At 49.6% G+C, this 18,804-nt stretch carries 16 protein-coding genes; 15 read left to right on the top strand and 1 reads right to left on the bottom strand.

From position 1 onward, the window contains the following. Window positions 1-235: 235 nt before the first annotated feature. The 14 genes from Q1V85_RS12635 (at window position 236) to Q1V85_RS12700 (ending at window position 14,330) form a co-directional block, all read left to right on the top strand. Window positions 236-1,192, top strand: coding sequence for a dihydrodipicolinate synthase family protein (locus Q1V85_RS12635; protein WP_300600451.1), 957 nt, complete (start codon window positions 236-238; stop codon window positions 1,190-1,192). Window positions 1,193-1,204: 12 nt separating this feature from the next. Continuing rightward, window positions 1,205-2,380, top strand: a complete 1,176-nt coding sequence (locus Q1V85_RS12640) for a sialidase family protein (protein WP_300600453.1) — start codon at window positions 1,205-1,207, stop codon at window positions 2,378-2,380. 3 nt (window positions 2,381-2,383) lie between these two features. Beyond that, a complete protein-coding gene (locus Q1V85_RS12645) occupies window positions 2,384-3,175 on the top strand; it encodes a GDSL-type esterase/lipase family protein (RefSeq protein ID WP_300600455.1) in 792 nt (263 codons plus the stop codon). Further along, complete coding sequence (locus tag Q1V85_RS12650; protein WP_300600457.1) at window positions 3,159-4,085, top strand: succinylglutamate desuccinylase/aspartoacylase family protein; 927 nt, start codon at window positions 3,159-3,161, stop codon at window positions 4,083-4,085. The genes Q1V85_RS12645 and Q1V85_RS12650 overlap by 17 nt, the downstream gene beginning before the upstream one ends. Beyond that, complete coding sequence (locus tag Q1V85_RS12655; RefSeq protein WP_300600459.1) at window positions 4,075-4,890, top strand: SDR family oxidoreductase; 816 nt, start codon at window positions 4,075-4,077, stop codon at window positions 4,888-4,890. The genes Q1V85_RS12650 and Q1V85_RS12655 overlap by 11 nt, the downstream gene beginning before the upstream one ends. Continuing rightward, a complete protein-coding gene (locus Q1V85_RS12660; protein WP_300600461.1) occupies window positions 4,887-5,987 on the top strand; it encodes a pyridoxal-phosphate dependent enzyme in 1,101 nt (366 codons plus the stop codon). Before Q1V85_RS12655 ends, Q1V85_RS12660 begins: the two co-directional genes overlap by 4 nt. Window positions 5,988-6,003: 16 nt before the next feature. Then, the gene (locus tag Q1V85_RS12665) at window positions 6,004-6,384 is read left to right on the top strand and encodes a RidA family protein (RefSeq protein ID WP_300600463.1); all 381 of its coding nucleotides are present in this window, start codon (window positions 6,004-6,006) and stop codon (window positions 6,382-6,384) included. A gap of 3 nt (window positions 6,385-6,387) precedes the next feature. Then, on the top strand, window positions 6,388-7,863 hold the full coding sequence (locus tag Q1V85_RS12670) for a M81 family metallopeptidase (protein ID WP_300600465.1): 1,476 nt from the start codon (window positions 6,388-6,390) through the stop codon (window positions 7,861-7,863). Then, on the top strand, window positions 7,853-8,677 hold the full coding sequence (locus Q1V85_RS12675) for an SMP-30/gluconolactonase/LRE family protein (RefSeq protein WP_300600466.1): 825 nt from the start codon (window positions 7,853-7,855) through the stop codon (window positions 8,675-8,677). Before Q1V85_RS12670 ends, Q1V85_RS12675 begins: the two co-directional genes overlap by 11 nt. 3 nt (window positions 8,678-8,680) lie before the next feature. Next, complete coding sequence (locus tag Q1V85_RS12680; protein ID WP_300600468.1) at window positions 8,681-9,610, top strand: aldo/keto reductase; 930 nt, start codon at window positions 8,681-8,683, stop codon at window positions 9,608-9,610. 5 nt (window positions 9,611-9,615) lie between these two features. Then, window positions 9,616-10,407 (top strand): SDR family oxidoreductase, encoded by a 792-nt coding sequence (locus Q1V85_RS12685; RefSeq protein WP_300600470.1) that lies wholly within the window; start codon window positions 9,616-9,618, stop codon window positions 10,405-10,407. 10 nt (window positions 10,408-10,417) lie between these two features. Further along, window positions 10,418-11,506 carry a galactose oxidase gene (locus tag Q1V85_RS12690; protein ID WP_300600472.1) on the top strand — a complete coding sequence of 363 codons (1,089 nt, stop codon included), beginning with the start codon at window positions 10,418-10,420 and terminating at the stop codon, window positions 11,504-11,506. A gap of 64 nt (window positions 11,507-11,570) precedes the next feature. Then, a complete protein-coding gene (locus Q1V85_RS12695) occupies window positions 11,571-12,872 on the top strand; it encodes an aspartate aminotransferase family protein (protein WP_300600473.1) in 1,302 nt (433 codons plus the stop codon). A gap of 222 nt (window positions 12,873-13,094) precedes the next feature. Then, complete coding sequence (locus Q1V85_RS12700; RefSeq protein WP_300600475.1) at window positions 13,095-14,330, top strand: MFS transporter; 1,236 nt, start codon at window positions 13,095-13,097, stop codon at window positions 14,328-14,330. A 593-nt stretch (window positions 14,331-14,923) separates the two neighbouring features. On the opposite strand, the gene Q1V85_RS12705 is transcribed toward Q1V85_RS12700, so the two are convergent. Further along, the gene (locus tag Q1V85_RS12705) at window positions 14,924-15,628 is read right to left on the bottom strand and encodes an FCD domain-containing protein (protein ID WP_300600477.1); all 705 of its coding nucleotides are present in this window, start codon (window positions 15,626-15,628) and stop codon (window positions 14,924-14,926) included. A gap of 209 nt (window positions 15,629-15,837) precedes the next feature. On the opposite strand from Q1V85_RS12705, the gene Q1V85_RS12710 reads away from it, so the two are divergent. Next, the gene (locus tag Q1V85_RS12710; RefSeq protein ID WP_300600479.1) at window positions 15,838-18,792 is read left to right on the top strand and encodes a TonB-dependent receptor plug domain-containing protein; all 2,955 of its coding nucleotides are present in this window, start codon (window positions 15,838-15,840) and stop codon (window positions 18,790-18,792) included. Window positions 18,793-18,804: the final 12 nt, after the last annotated feature.

Here is an 18,804-nt window from a genome sequence, read left to right on the forward strand (position 1 = left end):
TCCGGGTGTATAGCAGGGAAATGACAAAATTTATTTTTGTGGTATTGCGGGGTCTTCCTACATTTGCATATGTCGTACATATTTATCGATTGCGCGGCAATTGTTGCTTAAAGCCGCAGTATGTTGTAGCGCTGCTTGCTGGTTGCACAAAGTACGGCATGCCGAAAGGCGGTCAGGATGTTTTTTAACAGGATATTTTATACCGAACGAATTTGGAAATCTAATTATGATTAAAATGCGCGAAGAACAGACCCGTATATTTAAAGGACTGTGGTCGGCGATGTTTACACCGGTAGATGCTTCCGGAGTGCCTGCCATCAATGAACTGGAAAAACTGGTGGCATTGTTGATGGCACAGGAACAGGACGGCCTTTATATTTTGGGATCAACCGGACAGGGCGTGTTGTTTACGGAAGCACAGCGGAAATTGGTAACGGAAAAAGTAACGGAGCTGGTAGCCGGGCGTTTACCGGTGATGGTACAGGTAGGTGCACTGACCACGGCAGAATCTGTGCGCCTGGCAAAACATGCCAGGGACTGCGGGGCAAATGCGATTTCATCGGTAGGCCCCATTTATTTCTCCGGTAATACAACCAGTGCCCTGTTTCATTACAGTGAGATAGCGGGTGCCACCGAACTGCCGTTTTTTCCCTATCAGCTGGGCAATAATACCATGGGTGATATTCCGCAGTTTATCGACCGGCTTCTGGAAATACCGAACGTGGCGGGTATGAAATTGACCACCGGCCAGCTGATGGAGATCAGCGCCATCCATCTGCATGCCGGCAACCGGCTAAAGTTGTTTAGCGGTGCCGATGAACTGATGTGTCATGCAAGCCTTTGCGGTACGGTAGGTGCCATCGGGTCTTTTTACAATCTTTGGGGTGTTGCCTGTAAGCGGGTGCTTGAGTCGTTCCGGAACGGAGATTACGAACTGGCAAAAAATTTTATGCTGGAATTTCAAAGAACAATCTTGTATGTACTACCCAATATCTGGTCCTTCTTCAGGAAGGCCATGCAGCTGAAATATGATATTGAAATTGGTGCAACCAAGGCACCGCTGGGCGTACAGCAGCGTATATGGAGCGATGGGGAAGTGATGGAAATTTCAGACCGGATCGAATCGCTTGCAGGATTGATGCCGGTGTTTAAAAACCAGGATCCCGTATCATTGAATGGTATGGGCAACTAAAATAATTTTATTATGCGTTTCTTTTTTGAAACCTGCTTTCTGAAACCTGCATTGGTAAAACAGTATCTCCGGATAATGCTGATATGCATGCCGGCATTGATCTGTTCCTGTGCAGCCCATAAAAAAACGGCCGGTACTGCCGCACCGGTACGGGAAGTAGTCATGAAGCTGAGTCCGGGGCCGGATAATCCGCGCAACAGCGAAGGCGCATTTATCACGCTGAAAGATGGCCGGATCTTATTTGTTTATTCCCATTATACCGGGATGCGCAGCGGCGATCATGACCCGGCTTACCTGGCGGGAAGATTTTCTTCCGACGGAGGTAAAACCTGGACCGCAGAAGACGTAAAGATCGTAGAGCAGGAGGGCAATATGAATGTGATGTCCGTATCCCTGCTCCGGCTTAAAAACGGGGAGATCGCGTTGTTTTACCTGAAAAAGAATTCCACCGTGGATTGTATCCCCATGGTGCGTTTTTCAAAGGACGAAGCAAAAACCTGGACGGCCCCCATGCCCTGCATCACCAACCGGAAGGGCTATTTTGTATTGAATAATGACCGGGTCATTCAGCTGAACAACGGACGGCTGATGATGGCGGTTGCATTGCACACCAGTCCTGAAAACCCAAAATGGTCGGAAAGGGCGGCGCTCTTCGCCTATTATTCGGATGATAACGGCCGTACCTGGACGCAGGGGAAGCAGGTGCCGGTGCCGGATGGTGTCATTACACAGGAACCCGGACTGGTAGCATTAAAAGACGGCCGGGTGATGATGTTTATCCGCGCCAGCGGCGGCAGCCAGTATGTAACCTACTCAAACGACCAGGGGGCCAGCTGGATCAGTGCGGTGCCTTATAACCTTAAATCGCCGCTTTCTCCGGCAAGCATCAAACGGATCCCATCAACCGGCGATCTACTGGCGGTTTGGAACAATAACGACGGAACCGATCCGCAGATAAAAGGTAAGCGCACGCCGCTGACCATGGCGATCTCTTCCGATGAAGGCCATACCTGGAAACAGGTCACCAACCTGGAAACAGATCCGGACGGCTGGTATTGTTATATTGCCATTCATTTTTATAAAAGCGATGTGCTGCTCAGCTACTGTGCCGGCAGTCAGAAGGCCCAAACATATTTATCGGTTACCGATGTATCCCGGGTACATTTAAAAACATTATATAAAAAATAGCATATGCAGAACCGGCGACGGTTTTTGAGGAACCTGGGCCTGGTATCTGCCGGGGCACCGGCACTTTTGAATAAGGAACTGTTATTTACCGGCAGTAAGAGTGCCGCTGATAGTGATGATATAGGCCGCATTACGGGACTGTTAAAAAGCAGGCAGCCGGTGAAATGGTTGTTTACGGGCGATAGCATTACACAGGGCGCCAAACATACGCATGGAATGCGGTCTTACCCCGAAGTGTTTTCAGAACGGGTGCGATGGGAACTGGGGCGCCCGGGAGATGTGGTGATCAATACGGCTATCAGCGGTAATACCAGTGCCGATATCAGTAAGGACCTTGACCAGCGGATCTTTCAGTACCGGCCACAGGTTGTATTCCTGATGCTGGGTACCAATGATGCCGCCACTCAGAAAAAGATCAGTCCAAAGGATTTTAAAGCAAATATGACGGTGATCACCGATCGCATCCGTGCTCAAGATGGCATCCCCGTTTTGCTGAGTCCCAACCAGATCATTACAGCAAAAGCTCCGGAGCGGGCAGCGCTAAAAGATTATGTAGCGGTGCTGGATGAGCTGGCAGTATCCCGGTCATTGGTATATATAAATGTGTGGGCAGCGTGGGAAACCGCTTTGAAAGAAAAGTACCAGGGTGCTCAGAACAGCCGGCTGCTCAACGATCCCCTGCACCCGAATGGGTACGGGCACCAGGAAATTGCGATCCTGTTGTTTAAAGCATTTGCAATATATGATCCGGCGGCATCCACCTGCGGAGGGCCCTATTATGAAGGAGCAAAATAAAAATACACGAACGATCAGGGCCGCGAAAGAGGGACCAAAGCTCCTGCTGATAGCAGGGGTGCACGGTGATGAATATGAGCCCATGATGGCTGCAATGGAACTATACGGCAGGCTCGAAGGACGATTGGAGAAAGGCACCGTCACCATTGCAACGGTTGCCAATGAAAGCGCTTACTGCAACGGGCAAAGAACCGGTGCAGATGGATTGGACCTGGCCCGGATCTGTCCGGGAAATGCGGTCGGATCCCTGTCAGAAGCCGCAGCGGCTGCGCTCTCTGAACAGATCGTAGCACACGACTACCTGATCGATATGCATACTGGTGGAGCACTGTTTGATATATACCCGCTAACGGGTTACCTGCTGCATAAGGATCCTGCAGTATTGGAAACCCAGCGGAGGATGGCCGGGGCCTTTAATCTTCCGCTGATCTGGGGAACCGATGCCAGCCCCAACGGAAGAACACTGTCCGTGGCAAGGGATGCCGGTATCCCCGCTATTTATGTGGAATACGGTGGCGGAAATAAAGTAAGTGCCGCCATTGTAACTGCGTATGTACACGGTTGCCTGGGTGTACTAAGGCATTTGCAGATGATTGCTACGGATGGCGTTGAACAACCGTTCAACAATGTAGACTACCGGGTAGAAGACCCTGAGCCGGATGGTGGTTTTTTACAGGGTAAAATGGCATCGGAATTTGATGGGATCTTTTTGCCGGAAGTAAGGGCCGGCAACCGGGTTGAAGCAGGCCAGCTATGGGGAACTATATTTGATCCGTTAACGCACCGGCAATACCCGGTTGTGGCAGACCGCACCGGCCTGGTGCTGTTTATACGCAGGAGTCCCCGTGTAAAAGCGGGTGATTCGCTGGGCGGAATACTGACCATAAATAAAGATAAAAATGAAGCGTAGCCGTAAAGTGATTTTGCTGACGGGTGCAGCGGGCAGTATCGGGCGCGCCATTGCGGAGCGGTTTGCCCGGGATGGGTTTGCGCTGGCCCTGGTAGATATTGATGCCCACGGGCTGAGCACCACGGCATCGATCATAAGGCCATTTACAGATGCCTGTTTGCTCTTTGCCGGTGATTTGCAGGAACCGGCTTTTCTTGAAACCATTGTAGAAAGCACGCTGGCACAATGGGGCAGGATCGATGTACTGGTAAACAATGCCGCCTGGCGCTCTTTGGAAACATTGGCCACCCTGTCGCTGGAAGACTGGGAGAAGACCATCCGGATCAATCTTACAGCCCCGGCATTTCTTTCACGGATCGCCGCCGGTCGTTTGATCGCACGGCAACAGTCCTGCGTAATCATCAATGTATCCAGCATCATGGCCGACCTGGCAGGCGGGTATGCTCCGGCTTACACGGTGTGTAAGGGTGCGCTTGAAAGCCTCACCTATGAGTTAGCGGTGTTATATGGACCCAAAGGTTTTCGTTCGGTGGCCATCCGGCCAGGCAATGTGCACACAGCATTCAATGAAGATTATAACAATAGCGACCGGCAAAACGTTAGTACGGCATTGATCAGCGATGTAGAGCAACGGACGCCATTACAGCGTTCTGCACAGGCGGAAGAAATCGCTAATGCGGTTTGCTGGCTGGCTTCGGAAGAGGCATCTTTTATAACCGGCACTGTTCTGACGATTGACGGCGGACTGTCAAAAAATTTCAATGCCTATTCTTTAAAGCAACGATTAAAACCAAACGAATTTTGAACGGTATCTGGAAATACAGCGCATTACTTCCCGCAATAAACGAAGCGGCACAACTGACCCTGGGAGAGGGGAATACTCCCCTCATCCGTTCGAAGCGCATTGGGCAGCTGCTGGGGATGGATCAGCTTTATTTTAAACTGGAACAGTTAAATCCCACCGGTTCTTATAAGGATCGTTTTGCAGCAATGGCTGTATCGGGCCTGCTTGCACAAAATGCATCATTTTTCCTGGCTACTTCCAGTGGCAATACCGGTGCAGCTTTAGCGGCCTATGCGGCGGCGGCAGGGATCAAATGCTTCCTGGCCATTGTGGACGGCGCACCCGTTGGGAAGATCAGCCAGATGGGCATTTACGGGGCGCAGCTGTTTATGGTGCGGGATTTTGGTATTACCGAAACCGTTACTGCCGGTTTAATGGAGGCGCTGTTGAAACTGGCGGAGCAATGCCATACCCGTGTAGAGATCAGTGCCTATAAATATGCGCCTGTAGGAATGGCCGGTGTACAAACCATTGCCTATGAACTGGCGGAAACATTGGAAGCAATGGATCAGGTGTTTGTTCCGGCGGGCGGCGGGGGATTGATGCTGGCCACCGTTAAAGGATTCCAGATCTGGAAGGAGCGGTACCCGGAATTTCATATGCCTGCGATCTGCTGCGTGCAGCCGGAGGGAAACAACACCATTGCCGGAGCCCTGATGGATCCGCAGCAAGCGGTGAAGGGGTTGGATAAAAGCAACACTGCGGTGAGCGGGTTACAGGTGCCCAATATCCTGGATGGAAACGCTATAAAAGAAACTGCCGGACAGGCAATCTTAAACGGGGCGCTGGTGCAGGATGCAGATGTATATCAATGCCAGCGGGAGCTGGCTCAATACGAAGGTATTTATTGCGAACCGGCTGGAGCCGTTGCGCTTGCGGGGTTGAAGGAAGCCCTCCGGTTAAAGCGGGTACGCCGGTCAGACCGTGTGGTATGCCTGGTTACGGGACATGGATTTAAAGACCCCGGTTCGGCGCAGCGTATTTTTTCCGCTGATTCCTGTCATTATTTCGACCGGTACAACGATTCCATACAATATATAAAAAATATAATTCAATAATAAGAATCATCTGAATATGCAAGCAAAAGAAGTGTTATCGGGAGACCTGGTTCCAAAGAGTCATCTGCCCTTTTCACCGGCTGTTAAAAGCGGCGGGTTCCTGTTTATTTCCGGGCAGGCCTCTGTGGATCTTGAAGGGAAGATCATTGCAGGGAGTTTTGAAGAAGAATGCCGGCGCTCGTTCGATAACCTGCGGCGCATTGTAGAAGGCGCAGGGCTTACCATGGAGCATATCATCCAGGTACGGAACTATGTGGGCAACCAGGAAGACCTGGCCCGGTTCAATGAGATCTACCGGGAATATTTTACGGCGCCGTATCCGGCAAGAACCACGCTGATCGGTTGCCTGGGAACCGTTTTGAAATTTGAGGTAGAAGCCGTTGCGCATTATGGATAAGCCATGAAAAAAAGGGTAGCACTGGCAGGAATTTATCACGAGTCGAATACATTTAGTAAGCGACCCACCACCTATGCCGATTTTGAAAAAGGACACTTGTTGCGGGGAGCGGATATCCTGGTGCAGTACAAAGATGCCCATCATGAAATTGGTGGATTGATCGCGGCGCTGGACCCGCACCAGGTAGAACTGGTGCCCCTCTTATACGCAGAAGCCACTCCGGGCGGCACGATAGAAAAAGAAACCTATGAGCGGTTAAAAAATGAATTGATCACATTGCTGAAGGAAGCCCTTCCGCTGGATGCGGTGCTGGTAACACCACACGGTGCGGCTGTTGCAGAAGGCTACCCGGATATGGATGGCGACTGGCTGCAACAGGTGCGGGAAGTTGTGGGCCATACCATTCCCATTGCAGGTACGCTGGATCCGCATGCAAATGTAAGCCGGCGGATGGTGCAGGCAACCGATGCCTTGTATGCGTATGCTACCAATCCGCACCTGGATCAGCGGGAAACAGGAAAGAAAGCGGGCTCCCTGCTTCAGGAACTGCTTTTTAAAAACAAGCGCATAAAGCAGGAACTGTTGCAACTGCCGCTGCAGATCAGTATTGAACAACAAAACACCAATGAAGAGCCCTGCCGGTCTTTATACCGGGAAGTACAGGAAACTGCCACAGATATGGGGGCACTTGCAGTTAGCATATTGCTGGGCTTTCCCTATGCAGATGTATATGAAATGGGCAGTGCGGTAATTGTGATCAGTAGCCAGGAAACGGATACGGGGCCGTGGATCCCCAGGCTGGAAGCCTGTTTCCTGGGCCGGCTCCCGTCTTTTTGTGGTGAACGAACAACGTTGCAACAGATCCTCTCACAGGCATCCGGGCTTCAGAAACCGGTGTTGTTACTGGATATGGGCGACAATGTAGGCGGGGGCGCAAGGGGCTGCAGTATGTATCTGCTGGATCTGCTGGAGGCCGCCGGAAAAGATAAAGTCTGTATTTGTATCACCAGCCGGCAAACCGTTGCCGCTATTTCAAAATTCGGTCCGGGGGATAAATTTTCCATTTCTTTTAAGGAACTGGATGATCATAACAGGGAAGCACCATATAAAGTACGGCTGATGGGCTTCCGGGATGGGGCTTTTACAGAACCTGCTCCCAGACATGGCGGACAGGCGCATTATGATATGGGCAAGGTAGCGCTGTTGCAAACCGAAGCCGGTAATATTATTGTGGTGGCATCATTACGGGTACCGCCCTTTAGCAGCCGGCAGCTTACAAGCCTGGGTATTGAACCGGAAAAACTGGAATGGATCATTGCAAAAGGTGTAAACGCGCCTATGGCCGCTTACAAAGATATTTGCCCGGTAATGATCCGGGTAAACACGCCGGGGGAAACGGGTGCGGATATGACCGCCTATACATTTAAAAACAGGAGACGGCCTTTGTTTCCCTTTGAAACCATCCACCATGAAGCATAAAGTACGGTTCCAGGAATTTAACGGTCCTGCCATGGACCTGCAATTGCCCTTCTATACGGAAGGACCGGTTGTGGATAGTACCGGCAATGTATATGTGACCAATCTCGGGGGCGGACAAATCCTGCGCATCAGTAAGGAAGGCGTTGCCGATGAATGGGCCCGTTCTTCCTGTCCGAACGGGCAAATGATTGCAGATAACGGCGATCATCTCATCTGCGATTGTGTTGAAGCCAGCGTAAAACGCTTTGATCAACACGGGCGCTTCCTGTTTACCGAGATTGCAGGTTTGGTGAAGCAGTACAAAATAACCTGCCCGAACGACCTGGTAAGTGATGGGGCGGGTGGCTTTTTTTTCACGGATTCGGTCAGGTATACCGGTGTTGTGATGCATGTAGATCATTCAGGAAGGGCGCAACTTATCGCAGCGCACCTGGATTATCCCAATGGAATTGTGCTGGATCATAAGCGGTATCGGCTTTATATTGCAGAAAGTTATCAAAACCGTATTTTAATGATCGATCTGCAACAAAAAGAAAGGAGCGTAGTTGTTTTTTGTAACCTGCCGCAACATCCGTCTTTGAAAGAAACGGCTAACCTGCCGGATGGCCTGGCGCTGGATGGGTTTGGAAATTTATGGGTAGCGCATTACGGGATGTCCTGTGTCTGGAAGATCGATCCCGGCGGATCACACCAGGAAAAAATGGATACGGGGATATTGCTGACCAGCAATGTCTTTTTGAACAGAGACCAGGTATTGATCACGGGCGGACAAGCAGAGCCGGGGCCGGGATGTATACGGATGATTCAAGCATAAAAAATGAAAACGACAACATTAGGAGCGTATAAAATTCCGGCATTAACCCTTGGTACGGTTGGGCTGGGCATAAATTATGGAGTGTTTGAGGGACAGGAACAACCGGATGTGCAGGCAGGAGCCCGGCTGATTGCCCGGGCCGTAGAAACAGGTGTTACGGCTTTTGATACGGCAAGAGAGTATGGAACAGCCGAAGCATTGCTGGCCGGTGTTGCGCAGGATGAACGGGTAACGGTGATCAGTAAGTTTAAAATAACGAGGGAGGCTGCTGAAAATAAAACCCTGGCTATGCAACAGGCGTATCAGAGTGTAAGGGAGTCGCTGCGGGTATTGAACATCAGCCGGCTTCCGGTTTGTTTGTTCCATATGGTTTCCGATTACAATATCGATGCTGTTTGTACCATAATTCCGGAGGTGTTGAACAGCCTGGAGCAGGATGGATTGATCGCCTATGGCGGTATTTCAGCAGATGGTCTTACCGAGCTCAAACGGTTTGCAACGCTTTCACCGGTTCGTGTACTGCAAATACCGGTGAATATATTTGATCAGCGGCTGCGGGAAGACCCGGTATGGGAACAGTTATCCCGGAACAATACCCTTGTTTTTGCAAGAAGCGTTTTTTTAAAAGGATTACTGCTCCGGCGTCCGGATGCGCTGAAGGGTAATTTAAGACAGGCGGCGGTTTACCTGGATGCGCTGCAGTCATTTGCAAATGAAGCCGGGATGAGCATCGCGCAGTTTTGTTTTGCCTATGTGCGCGATATGAAGGGGATTACCAGTATTGTGTTTGGTGCCGATAATGAAGCACAGTTAGCGCAGAATATCGGGTTCCTGGATAGCGGCCCGATACCGGCGGATCTGCTGAAGCGGGCAACAGCTTGTTTTAGCACGGTGCCGGAAGAAATTTTAATTCCCCGTTCCTGGAAAATATAAAAACGATGCAACAATTATTCAGTCTGGAAAATAAAGTAGTGGTGGTTACCGGGGGTGCCGGTTTATTTGGAAAACCGATATCACTGGCTCTGGCAGCTGCGGGCGCCGATGTAATTATTGCGGCAAGAAATCAGGCAGCATGTGAAGCATACGCTGCAGAGCTTAGAGAAAAGGGATATAAGGCCTGGGGCTATGAACTGGATCTGAAGCGTGAATCATCGGTTACCGGCTTTGTGCAATCGGTGCAGGAACGGTTTGGGAAAATTGATGTGCTGGTAAATAATGCCGTTTCACGCGAGGGGTTCAAAAACCTGGAGGAAATGAGTAAAACTGAATGGGAAAATGCGCAGGCGGTAAATGCCACCGGTCTGATGCTGATCACCAAAGAAGTGCTTGCCGGTATGTGCCAGCGTAAAAGCGGGAGCATTATCAATGTGGGATCGATACAGGGGGCCGTGGGACCAAATTTTCCGGTATATGGCGAAACAGGCATGACAAGCCCCGTCAACTATACCTATGATAAATGGGCCATGGTAGGCTTTACAAAATGGGTAGCGAACTATTATGGAAAATATAATATCCGGTGCAATTGTCTGAGCCCGGGCGGATATGGGCCCGGCGTTAATGATGCTTATGGTGACAATGAATTTACCCGCAATTATAAACGGTTAACGCCTTTGGGGCGGTTTGCAAATGATGAAGATATTATGGGCCCGGTGGTGTTCCTGGCTTCAGCAGCATCGGCGTTTATTACAGGACATAATTTGCTGGTGGACGGCGGATGGACAAGCTGGTAAAACAGAACGTATGTGCAATCGATGGTTTAAATATATTCAAATAGCAATGCTGGGTATGCTTTCAATGGTTCAGGCAACGGCGGCCGGTCAGGCGCCTCACAAAATAGTAACGGATCATGCACCGGCCATACCGGATCCCGAAGGTTTTGCAGGGATGTTTGCAGGAGTGAGTAATCAGGTACTGGTGGCTGCCGGTGGCGCAAATTTTCCCGGGAAAAAACCCTGGGAAGGAGGTGCAAAGGTTTGGTATGCTGATGTCTTCCTGCTCAAAAAAGGAGCGGCTGCCTGGGAAAAAAGCCCGGTATCCTTACCGCGGCCGCTGGGCTATGGTGTATCGGCTTCATATAAAAACAACATCATTCTTGCTGGTGGCAGCGACCGGGAACAGCACCACCGGGATGTGTATAGGATAAGTGTGCAAGGCGATAAAGTAATCATCGATTCGCTGGCGCCGATGCCTTACGCCCTGGCAAATATGGCGGGTGCCCTTGTAGGGGATGTTTTATTTGTTGCAGGGGGCACGCTTACACCGGAGGGCAACCCGGGTAAACTATTTTTGGCGCTGGACCTGAAGCACAATAAATGGATCACCCTGGATCCCTGGCCGGGTGCAGAACGGATGAATGCAGTTGCGGCTGTTGCGGATCAACGTTTTTTTCTTTTCAGTGGCATACAGGTGCTGGATACCAAAGAAGGAAAGCTGCGGAAAGTATTGGAGGATGGCTATTGTTTTGTACCGTCATATCGGAACGGGGTGCTGGTGGGAGGGCATTGGAAAGTGCTGGCACCCATGCCCCGGGGTGTAGCCGCTGGTCCGGGTCCGGGTCCCGTTTTTGGAAAACGGTATATTGTTTTTCCCGGGGGACTCGATCATCAAACGGCGCAGCATGCGGATCCTTTAACCCATCCCGGGTTTCTTCCGGATATACTGGCCTATGATCTGCAGCAAAAAAAATGGATGGTTTTTGACCGGTTTCCCAGGGCGGATATGCGGTTAACGGCTCCCACGGTAGTATGGGACAACCGTTGTTTTATCATCAATGGCGAACTGCGGCCCGGCATCCGGTCCAACGCCGTACTTTCCTTTAACCTGGAATAAAAGAATCGCTGCGGGCCGCAACCGGAAAATCCTGCTTTTATATAAACAGCTTCAATAACAAACGATGAGCAACCGCTATCAGAAATCAAAAGAATTATTGCTCCGCGCCGGTAACGTACTGGCAGGAGGAGTGTCCTCCGAATTTAGAAAATACAATCATCCGCATGCCTTGTTTTATACCGGAGCAAAAGGAAGCCGGATCACTGATGTCGATGGAAATGAGTACCTGGATTTTACCCTCAGTCAGGGGCCGATGATCCTGGGGCATTCGCATCCGGGGGTGCTGGAAGCCATCAATGCCTATTCAGAAGAAGGACAGTTATACGCGGGGCAGCATATCCGGGAAATTGAACTGGCAGAGAAGCTTTGTAATTGGATCCCTTCTGCGGAACGCATCCGTTTTTGTTTGGATGGTTCAGAGGCGGTTCAAACGGCATTCCGTGTAGCGAGGGCCAAAACCGGCAAACATAAATTCTTAAGATTTGAAGGCCATTACCATGGCTGGCTCGATAATGTGGCCTGGGGTATTTCAACACCGGAATCAGCGGCACTGGGCGCTTGGGAAGATCCGGAAGTATTTCCCTGGTCCGGCGGAATGGCGCCAGGCACAAGGGCCGAATTCCTGATCCGGCCCTGGAATGACCTGGCATTGGTTGAGGAAACGGTAAGACAACATCACCATGAAATTGCGGCTATTATTACGGAACCGGTAATGTGCAACAATGGTTGCATTGAACCGGCCGCGGGCTTTCTGAGCGGGTTAAGACAGCTATGTGATGCGTATGATATTGCCCTGATCTTTGACGAAGTGATCACGGGCTTCAGGGTGGGACTGGGCGGCGCTCAAACCTATTATGGGGTTACGCCCGACCTGTCCATTTTTGCAAAGGCCATGGGCAGCGGTTATCCCATCAGTGCCATTGTGGGTAAATATGAATGGATGCAGTATATTGAAAGTTCCCGGGTCATTCATGCCGGTACCATGAATTCCAGCTGCCCGATGGTGGCGGCGGCCCTGGCCACGATCCAGATCCTGGAAAAAGAGCAGCCCTATGACCGGATGTTTGCCCTGGGACAGCGGCTGATGGCGGGTTTGCGGGAAGGTGCCGCGGAGGCCGGTCAAAACCTGGTGGTTACCGGGCTGGGCCCGATGTTCGCTACTGCTTTCAGCGATGCAGCAGTTGCATTGAATTACCGGGATACCTTAAAAGCGGATAAAGCAAAGTTGGGGCGGTTTATCGCTGCGATGCACGACCGGAATATCCGGATCATCGGACGAGGGCTCTGGTATATCAGTGCCGTGCATACAGCAGAAGAAATTGATCATGCCATTGCGGTTGCAAAAGAGGTGCTGGCCGGCTTATAAATGGTGGGCAGAAGCCGGAAAAAAATGAATGAATACAGGAACGCTTAAATGAAACTGTTTAAACTTTTCAAAAAAATAGAGGGGCGTCTGACGTTCCTGCTGATTTAGGCAGATTGAATATACCGCAGATTGATTTTCTGTGAAAATCTGCGCAAGAAAATTGGCGTAGATCTGCGGGGAATAGTACCGCATCATAAAGTTTAAACCACTTTAATAATTAAAATGGAAGTCAGGGATATAAAGCATACCATGTCGCGGGCATGGCTGGTAGTGGGATTGCTGTTTATTATTGCAATGCTCAACTATATTGATCGTACCATGATCACAACCATGCGTACGTCGATCGTTACGGCCATCCCGATGTCGGATGCGCAGTTCGGATTACTGACGGCCGTATTTCTTTGGGTATATGGCTTATTCAGTCCCCTGGCAGGATTTTTTGCAGACCGGTTCAGCAAAGCAAAGGTTATCCTGATCAGTCTTTTCATCTGGTCGGCCGTTACGTGGATGACAGCATATGCTACATCCTTCCACGAGCTGCTGATCACAAGAGCGTTGATGGGGCTTAGTGAGGCCTGCTATATACCGGCGGCCCTGGCACTCATTATGGATTATCATAAAACCACAACCCGTTCGCTGGCCAATGGTATTCATATGGCGGGCATCATGGCCGGACAAAGCCTCGGATTTGTAGGCGGATGGATTGCTGAAGGACATCAATGGAATACGGCTTTTTTTGCCTTTGGCGTTTTCGGAGTGGTCTATGCGGTGTTGCTGCTGTTCCTGTTAAAGGATGCACCCAAAACAACAACCCCGGCAGGAGAAAAAAAACAGGAAGTAATAAAGTTTTCTAGGGCGTTGAAAGCGCTTTTCCGGCAGCGGTCTTTTGTGTTGCTGGTCGTATTTTTTGCGCTGGTTAGTTTAATGACCTGGCTGGTGATCGGATGGCTGCCCACGTACTTCCAGGAAAAATTCCATTTGTCGCAAACAAAGGCCGGGATCTATTCTACAGGATATGTGTTTACTGCAGCCATCTTTGGGGTACTTACCGGAGGAGTGCTGGCCGATCAATGGAGCCGGATCCATCCCAGGGGACGGATCTGGGTACCGGCCATCGGCTTATGCATTGCGGCACCCGCCATCTTCCTGGCCAGCTATACCGGCATATTGGCCGTTGCCATCAGCTGCTTTGTGGTGTATGCGTTTACAAAGGCGTTTACCGATACCAATACCATGCCGGTGTTAAGCATGCTGGTTGATGAAAAATACCGGGCAACCGGTTATGGCATCCTTAATTTCTGTGGTACCCTGGTAGGTGGGATCGCTTTATATTTCGGCGGGGCGCTGCGGGATGCCGCTATTGGCCTCGGCACCATTTATCAATGCGCGGCATTACTGATCCTGCTGGCGGCCGCCGCGCTTTTCTCTGTGCGCCCACAAAAAGAACCCAGAGCATAAAGGGCAGCATGTATATTAATATGGGTATCTGATAAAATGATCTTTTCCGGGATAACAATACCGGGGCTCCTGTTTCATTGCCTTTACGATACTAACCGGAACACGAATGTGCCTCTATATCCTGCGATATACCCTGCTCATTACCACGAAAAGAGTGCAGGTGTTTTTATAGGACAGTGGCAAAAAACGGCAGCACTAATCACCAACGGCGCGTATAGCTGACATTGAACCTGTTTAAACATTTCAATATATATCGCCCGGATAGGAGCGACATATATGCGTTGAGTGCCACATGCACGATGTGTTTTTTAAGTCGATGGCGATTGCGGACACGATCACGGCCCGATCCTATTGTCGTGTTTTTATTGACGGGGAACAGAAATAATTTTGATGTGGGCTCAAATAAGGCCTGGTCACCATATCTGTATGTACAGATCAGCTCCCGCTCAAAGCCATCCCTCCCGGACTGATCAAAAGTGCATACAATTAACCGTCAGGCGATTTTTAACTTGGTTCAATATCTAAAAGACAACAGGGCAGGGAAGTACTGCTAAATATACAATAAGTACAAAAAAGAATGTTGCTGCAGACGATCAGGAGATCTTATCGTAATAGCTGCGCAAATGTTTTTTCATCTTCGACCGGAAATCATCCACCGTTCCTTTCTTTAAAGTGTTAAGCAGATCCCGGTGCGATACCTCGTGATTCAGGATCGATTGTTTGGGATCGGGATGAAATTTTTTAAAGGAATACATGAACACGGGCATCAGCATTTTTTGAAAACGGATCAGCGTATCATTGCCGGATATCTTGTACAGCCCGGAATGAAAGTCGATATCGTATTTGATCAGCACCGGACTGTTCTTTGGTGTTTGCGGGGTATGTTCTTCTTTATCTACAATGGATTCCAGGTATTCGATATCCGCTGCTGTTTTCCGTTTAAAAACCAGTTCGCAATTGCCCACTTCCAGTACCAGGCGCAATTCAAACATATCTTTAAGGGTGTCGTCATTCAAAAGCTTGGGCGACATGACCCGTTCAAAATTAACCAGCGGATCCGGACTGGCAATCAGCATGCCCCTGTTTTTACGGCTTTCAATGATCCCCAGTGTACGGAACCTGGACAGGGCTTCCCGTATCGCCGTTCTGCTTACGCCCAGGGCTTGTGCCAGTTCTACTTCCTTGGGAAGAGCATCACCCGGCTGCAGGTTCGCACTTTCAAGATAGTCCTGCAAGCTCTGTTCTATTTTATCAACCTGCGTTAATGTTTCGATGGGCTTAAGTTTTGAGATCTTCATTTGCTACTGCTTTTACTGCAAAGGTAATTTACGGAGGAAAGCAACGCCTGTTTTTCTTGAAAAATAATTTCTATCTTTTTAAATAAAAATGTACGACATATTAAATTATTGCCTATTTTTGATTCAGCTTGCTTTTGAAGTATGATTAACGGCTGCATTCCGTGGAGAAGCCTTTCAATGTAAAAAAGTAAAAACAGATTGCCTTGCATATGAGACTTAGAATAATAAGATGGATGTGTGTGCTGTTTTCCGGTTTGTTGCTATCGGGCCAGGCATGGAGCCAGGGCGATCCGGAGGCAGAAGATTCGCTGGTAAAAGTGATCAATACCCGGCGGTTCAACCAGGCACTGGAGCAAACCCACCATCCCGGTACACTTGGTGCAAATCCTAAAATAAGCAGGATGCCGCTGGCGGGGGCATACGCAACCCCGATGGTATCCTTACAGCAATATGTAAAAGGAACTGCTGCCGGGCTGTTTGTTAAAGAAGAAAACGGAGAGCCGGGCACGGAGCAATTTATGTTTGTTCGTGGTTTAACGCATCCCGTTTTTTCAAAACAGGACCTGTACAGTATGCAGCCGGCAGTATTTGTAAATGGTGCACCGCTGGCACAGGAAATCGGGCTGAGCTACAATATACAGCGTTTCGATTTTAACCGGATCGGTCCGGCAACCAACCCGCTTTCGATTTTGGATGTAAATAATATTGCGCATGTAGAACTGCTGAAAAGCCCGGCAGACCTGGCCCGCCTGGGTCCGCTGGCTACGAACGGTGCGCTTTGGGTAACCACCAAAAATGCGCAATCCGGCATCCGGCAGTTTAATGTGGATACCTATGTGGGCCTGTTGCAGCGCCCGGCAACAAAAACGGTAAACGCGGCTTACGAAAATGATTTCCGCTGGCCTTTTTATGAAAAATATGCTTCCGATGATCAAAAGCTGGACTATCCCGTTTATGTAGCCAACAGCTATGACCCGGATTATTACGGCGCCGCCAACTGGAAGGATCTTTATTACCAGTCGAAGCCGGTATACTACCTGGGTTTTGGCCTGGTGGGCGGCAGCGACCGGGCAAATTTCCGGTTCAATATCAGTGATACCCGTTCGCATAACTTTGATGCTACAGGGCTAGACCGGTACGCTGTTTCTTTTGGCATCAACATGCTTCCGCTGAAATGGCTTACCATTACCAGTAATATGAATGCGATCCGTACCCAGCGGGAACGGAACCGCAATTTACGCGACCGCTTTGCGGAAACAAGGTTTGTTCCGGATCTTACCAATCCTGTTTCTCCGGGTGCTACATCCTATCAGCGTTTCCTGGACAAATACCGGGGATCTGAAGATCAGAATAAGACCAACTCCTTTGTGGGATACTTCTCTGCATTGGCGCAGCTGGGACAGCTTAGCTTGAAATCGCAGTTATCGCTGGATTATGAAGAGGGACTCCGGGATGTATTTTATGGTAAGCCCCTGATGGATAATACCAGTTTTATTTCATCCTATTTTGGGTTTAACCAGCGAGCAACCATCCAGAATACGATCGACTATCATTTCAAATCGGATGACGACCGGCACCAGGTAACCATTGGTGCGGGTCAAACCTTCCTGACCGATCAGTCTAAGTATGACTATGTATTGGGATACAACACGCCCAATGATTTTATAAAAATTAAAGAAATAAGATTAGGCGGATCCATTTATCAGAATGCTTATGACATTTTTGCCTATCCCTTTACCGATAAGATAAAATCAGCCCTTTCCTCGCTTTATGCAACGCTGGGCTATTCGTTCCGGAATGTGATAACGGTGAACGCGCTTGGAAGGTATGATGGGTATTCCGGTTTTTCCAAAACCAATCGCTGGCTGCTGACGCCGGTATTCAGTTCCCGTTTCAATATACAGGAACTGTTGCAGAAGAACGGGCCTTTAAGCACGCTTGCATTGAAAGCCTCCTGGGGCGTGTTTGGAAAACTGATCACCGATAACCGCTTTCGCATCGGTCCGCAGTACCGCGTGGATGTAGGATATTCCGACGAACCGGTACTGGGCAGCTACGCAGGACTGGCGGCGCTTTCTCAAACCTATTCCGCCGGCTGGATGGTGAATACCTACGGCTGGCCATACAGCGAGAAACTGAACATCGGTACCGAACTGGGCATATGGAAAGACCGCATACTATTGGGCGTTGATTATTATAACAACGAAGATAAAAACATGATCGTTCCGGTGTCTCTTCCCACGGAAAGCGGGTTTACCTATAAGCAGGTACAGGGAATGGCGGTACGCAACACCGGTATCAATGTAAGTATTACGGCGGATATCCTGAAACATCAGAAAGGGCTCAACTGGGTGCTGGATGCCAATTTCAGCACGAACCATAATAAGCTTACCCGGTTGCCTTACCAGTTGCAGGAAATTGAATATCCAGACAGGAAGCTGGTGATCGGGAAACCGGTAGATGCATTCTGGGTGTACCTTAACGAGGGCATCATTAATAAGCCCGGTGATATTCCGATGGGACCTGTTTTGCAGGATGGCTCCCGCAATCCTTTAAAATTTGGTACCCTCGAACTGGGTGTGGGCGATGCCATCTGGAAGGATGTCAACAACGATGGAATGATCAATGCGCGGGATAAGGTATTGAAAGGTCATTCCATGCCGGTGTATTATGGGGGATTGGGCAACACGCTTACATACCGGAATTTTAATATGGACTTCCTGCTGTTCTATGGGCTGGGTCACCAGTTGCTGAATCAGCTTACTTCCAGCAAGCTGGATTTTATCAACACCGAAAATTCCCGGAATATCACCTATGTAAAAGAGGTTACGTTTTGGCAGCAAACCTTCGATTACAGCAGGTACCCCATGTATAATCCCTGGAGCGGCACCATTCCATACCAGTCAGATCAGGACCTGTTCCTGGAACGCGCCGATTTTTTAAAGCTGCGGTATGTAACCCTTGGCTATGATTTTTCGAAAACCGGGTTGCTCAAGGGCATGAAGCTTTCAAAGGCATTGCTGTATGTAACGGCATCCAACCTGTTTACGATTACGCCTTTTAAAGGCGGTGATCCGGAACTGACAGACTACCAGGGCATCTATTCGGGACGGAGCCTGCCCATTGCCCGCTCTTATATCATCGGAGCAAAATTGAATTTCTGACAGCATGATGAA

This window comes from Niabella sp. (assembly GCF_030150205.1).
Taxonomy (GTDB): domain Bacteria; phylum Bacteroidota; class Bacteroidia; order Chitinophagales; family Chitinophagaceae; genus Niabella.

Coding starts and splice junctions, on each gene's coding strand:
- Q1V85_RS12635 (WP_300600451.1), top strand. CDS start 236: ATGCGCGAAGAACAGACCCGTATATTTAAAGGACTGTGGTCGGCGATG.
- Q1V85_RS12640 (WP_300600453.1), top strand. CDS start 1,205: ATGCGTTTCTTTTTTGAAACCTGCTTTCTGAAACCTGCATTGGTAAAA.
- Q1V85_RS12645 (WP_300600455.1), top strand. CDS start 2,384: ATGCAGAACCGGCGACGGTTTTTGAGGAACCTGGGCCTGGTATCTGCC.
- Q1V85_RS12650 (WP_300600457.1), top strand. CDS start 3,159: ATGAAGGAGCAAAATAAAAATACACGAACGATCAGGGCCGCGAAAGAG.
- Q1V85_RS12655 (WP_300600459.1), top strand. CDS start 4,075: ATGAAGCGTAGCCGTAAAGTGATTTTGCTGACGGGTGCAGCGGGCAGT.
- Q1V85_RS12665 (WP_300600463.1), top strand. CDS start 6,004: ATGCAAGCAAAAGAAGTGTTATCGGGAGACCTGGTTCCAAAGAGTCAT.
- Q1V85_RS12670 (WP_300600465.1), top strand. CDS start 6,388: ATGAAAAAAAGGGTAGCACTGGCAGGAATTTATCACGAGTCGAATACA.
- Q1V85_RS12675 (WP_300600466.1), top strand. CDS start 7,853: ATGAAGCATAAAGTACGGTTCCAGGAATTTAACGGTCCTGCCATGGAC.
- Q1V85_RS12680 (WP_300600468.1), top strand. CDS start 8,681: ATGAAAACGACAACATTAGGAGCGTATAAAATTCCGGCATTAACCCTT.
- Q1V85_RS12685 (WP_300600470.1), top strand. CDS start 9,616: ATGCAACAATTATTCAGTCTGGAAAATAAAGTAGTGGTGGTTACCGGG.
- Q1V85_RS12690 (WP_300600472.1), top strand. CDS start 10,418: ATGTGCAATCGATGGTTTAAATATATTCAAATAGCAATGCTGGGTATG.
- Q1V85_RS12695 (WP_300600473.1), top strand. CDS start 11,571: ATGAGCAACCGCTATCAGAAATCAAAAGAATTATTGCTCCGCGCCGGT.
- Q1V85_RS12700 (WP_300600475.1), top strand. CDS start 13,095: ATGGAAGTCAGGGATATAAAGCATACCATGTCGCGGGCATGGCTGGTA.
- Q1V85_RS12705 (WP_300600477.1), bottom strand. CDS start 15,628: ATGAAGATCTCAAAACTTAAGCCCATCGAAACATTAACGCAGGTTGAT.
- Q1V85_RS12710 (WP_300600479.1), top strand. CDS start 15,838: ATGAGACTTAGAATAATAAGATGGATGTGTGTGCTGTTTTCCGGTTTG.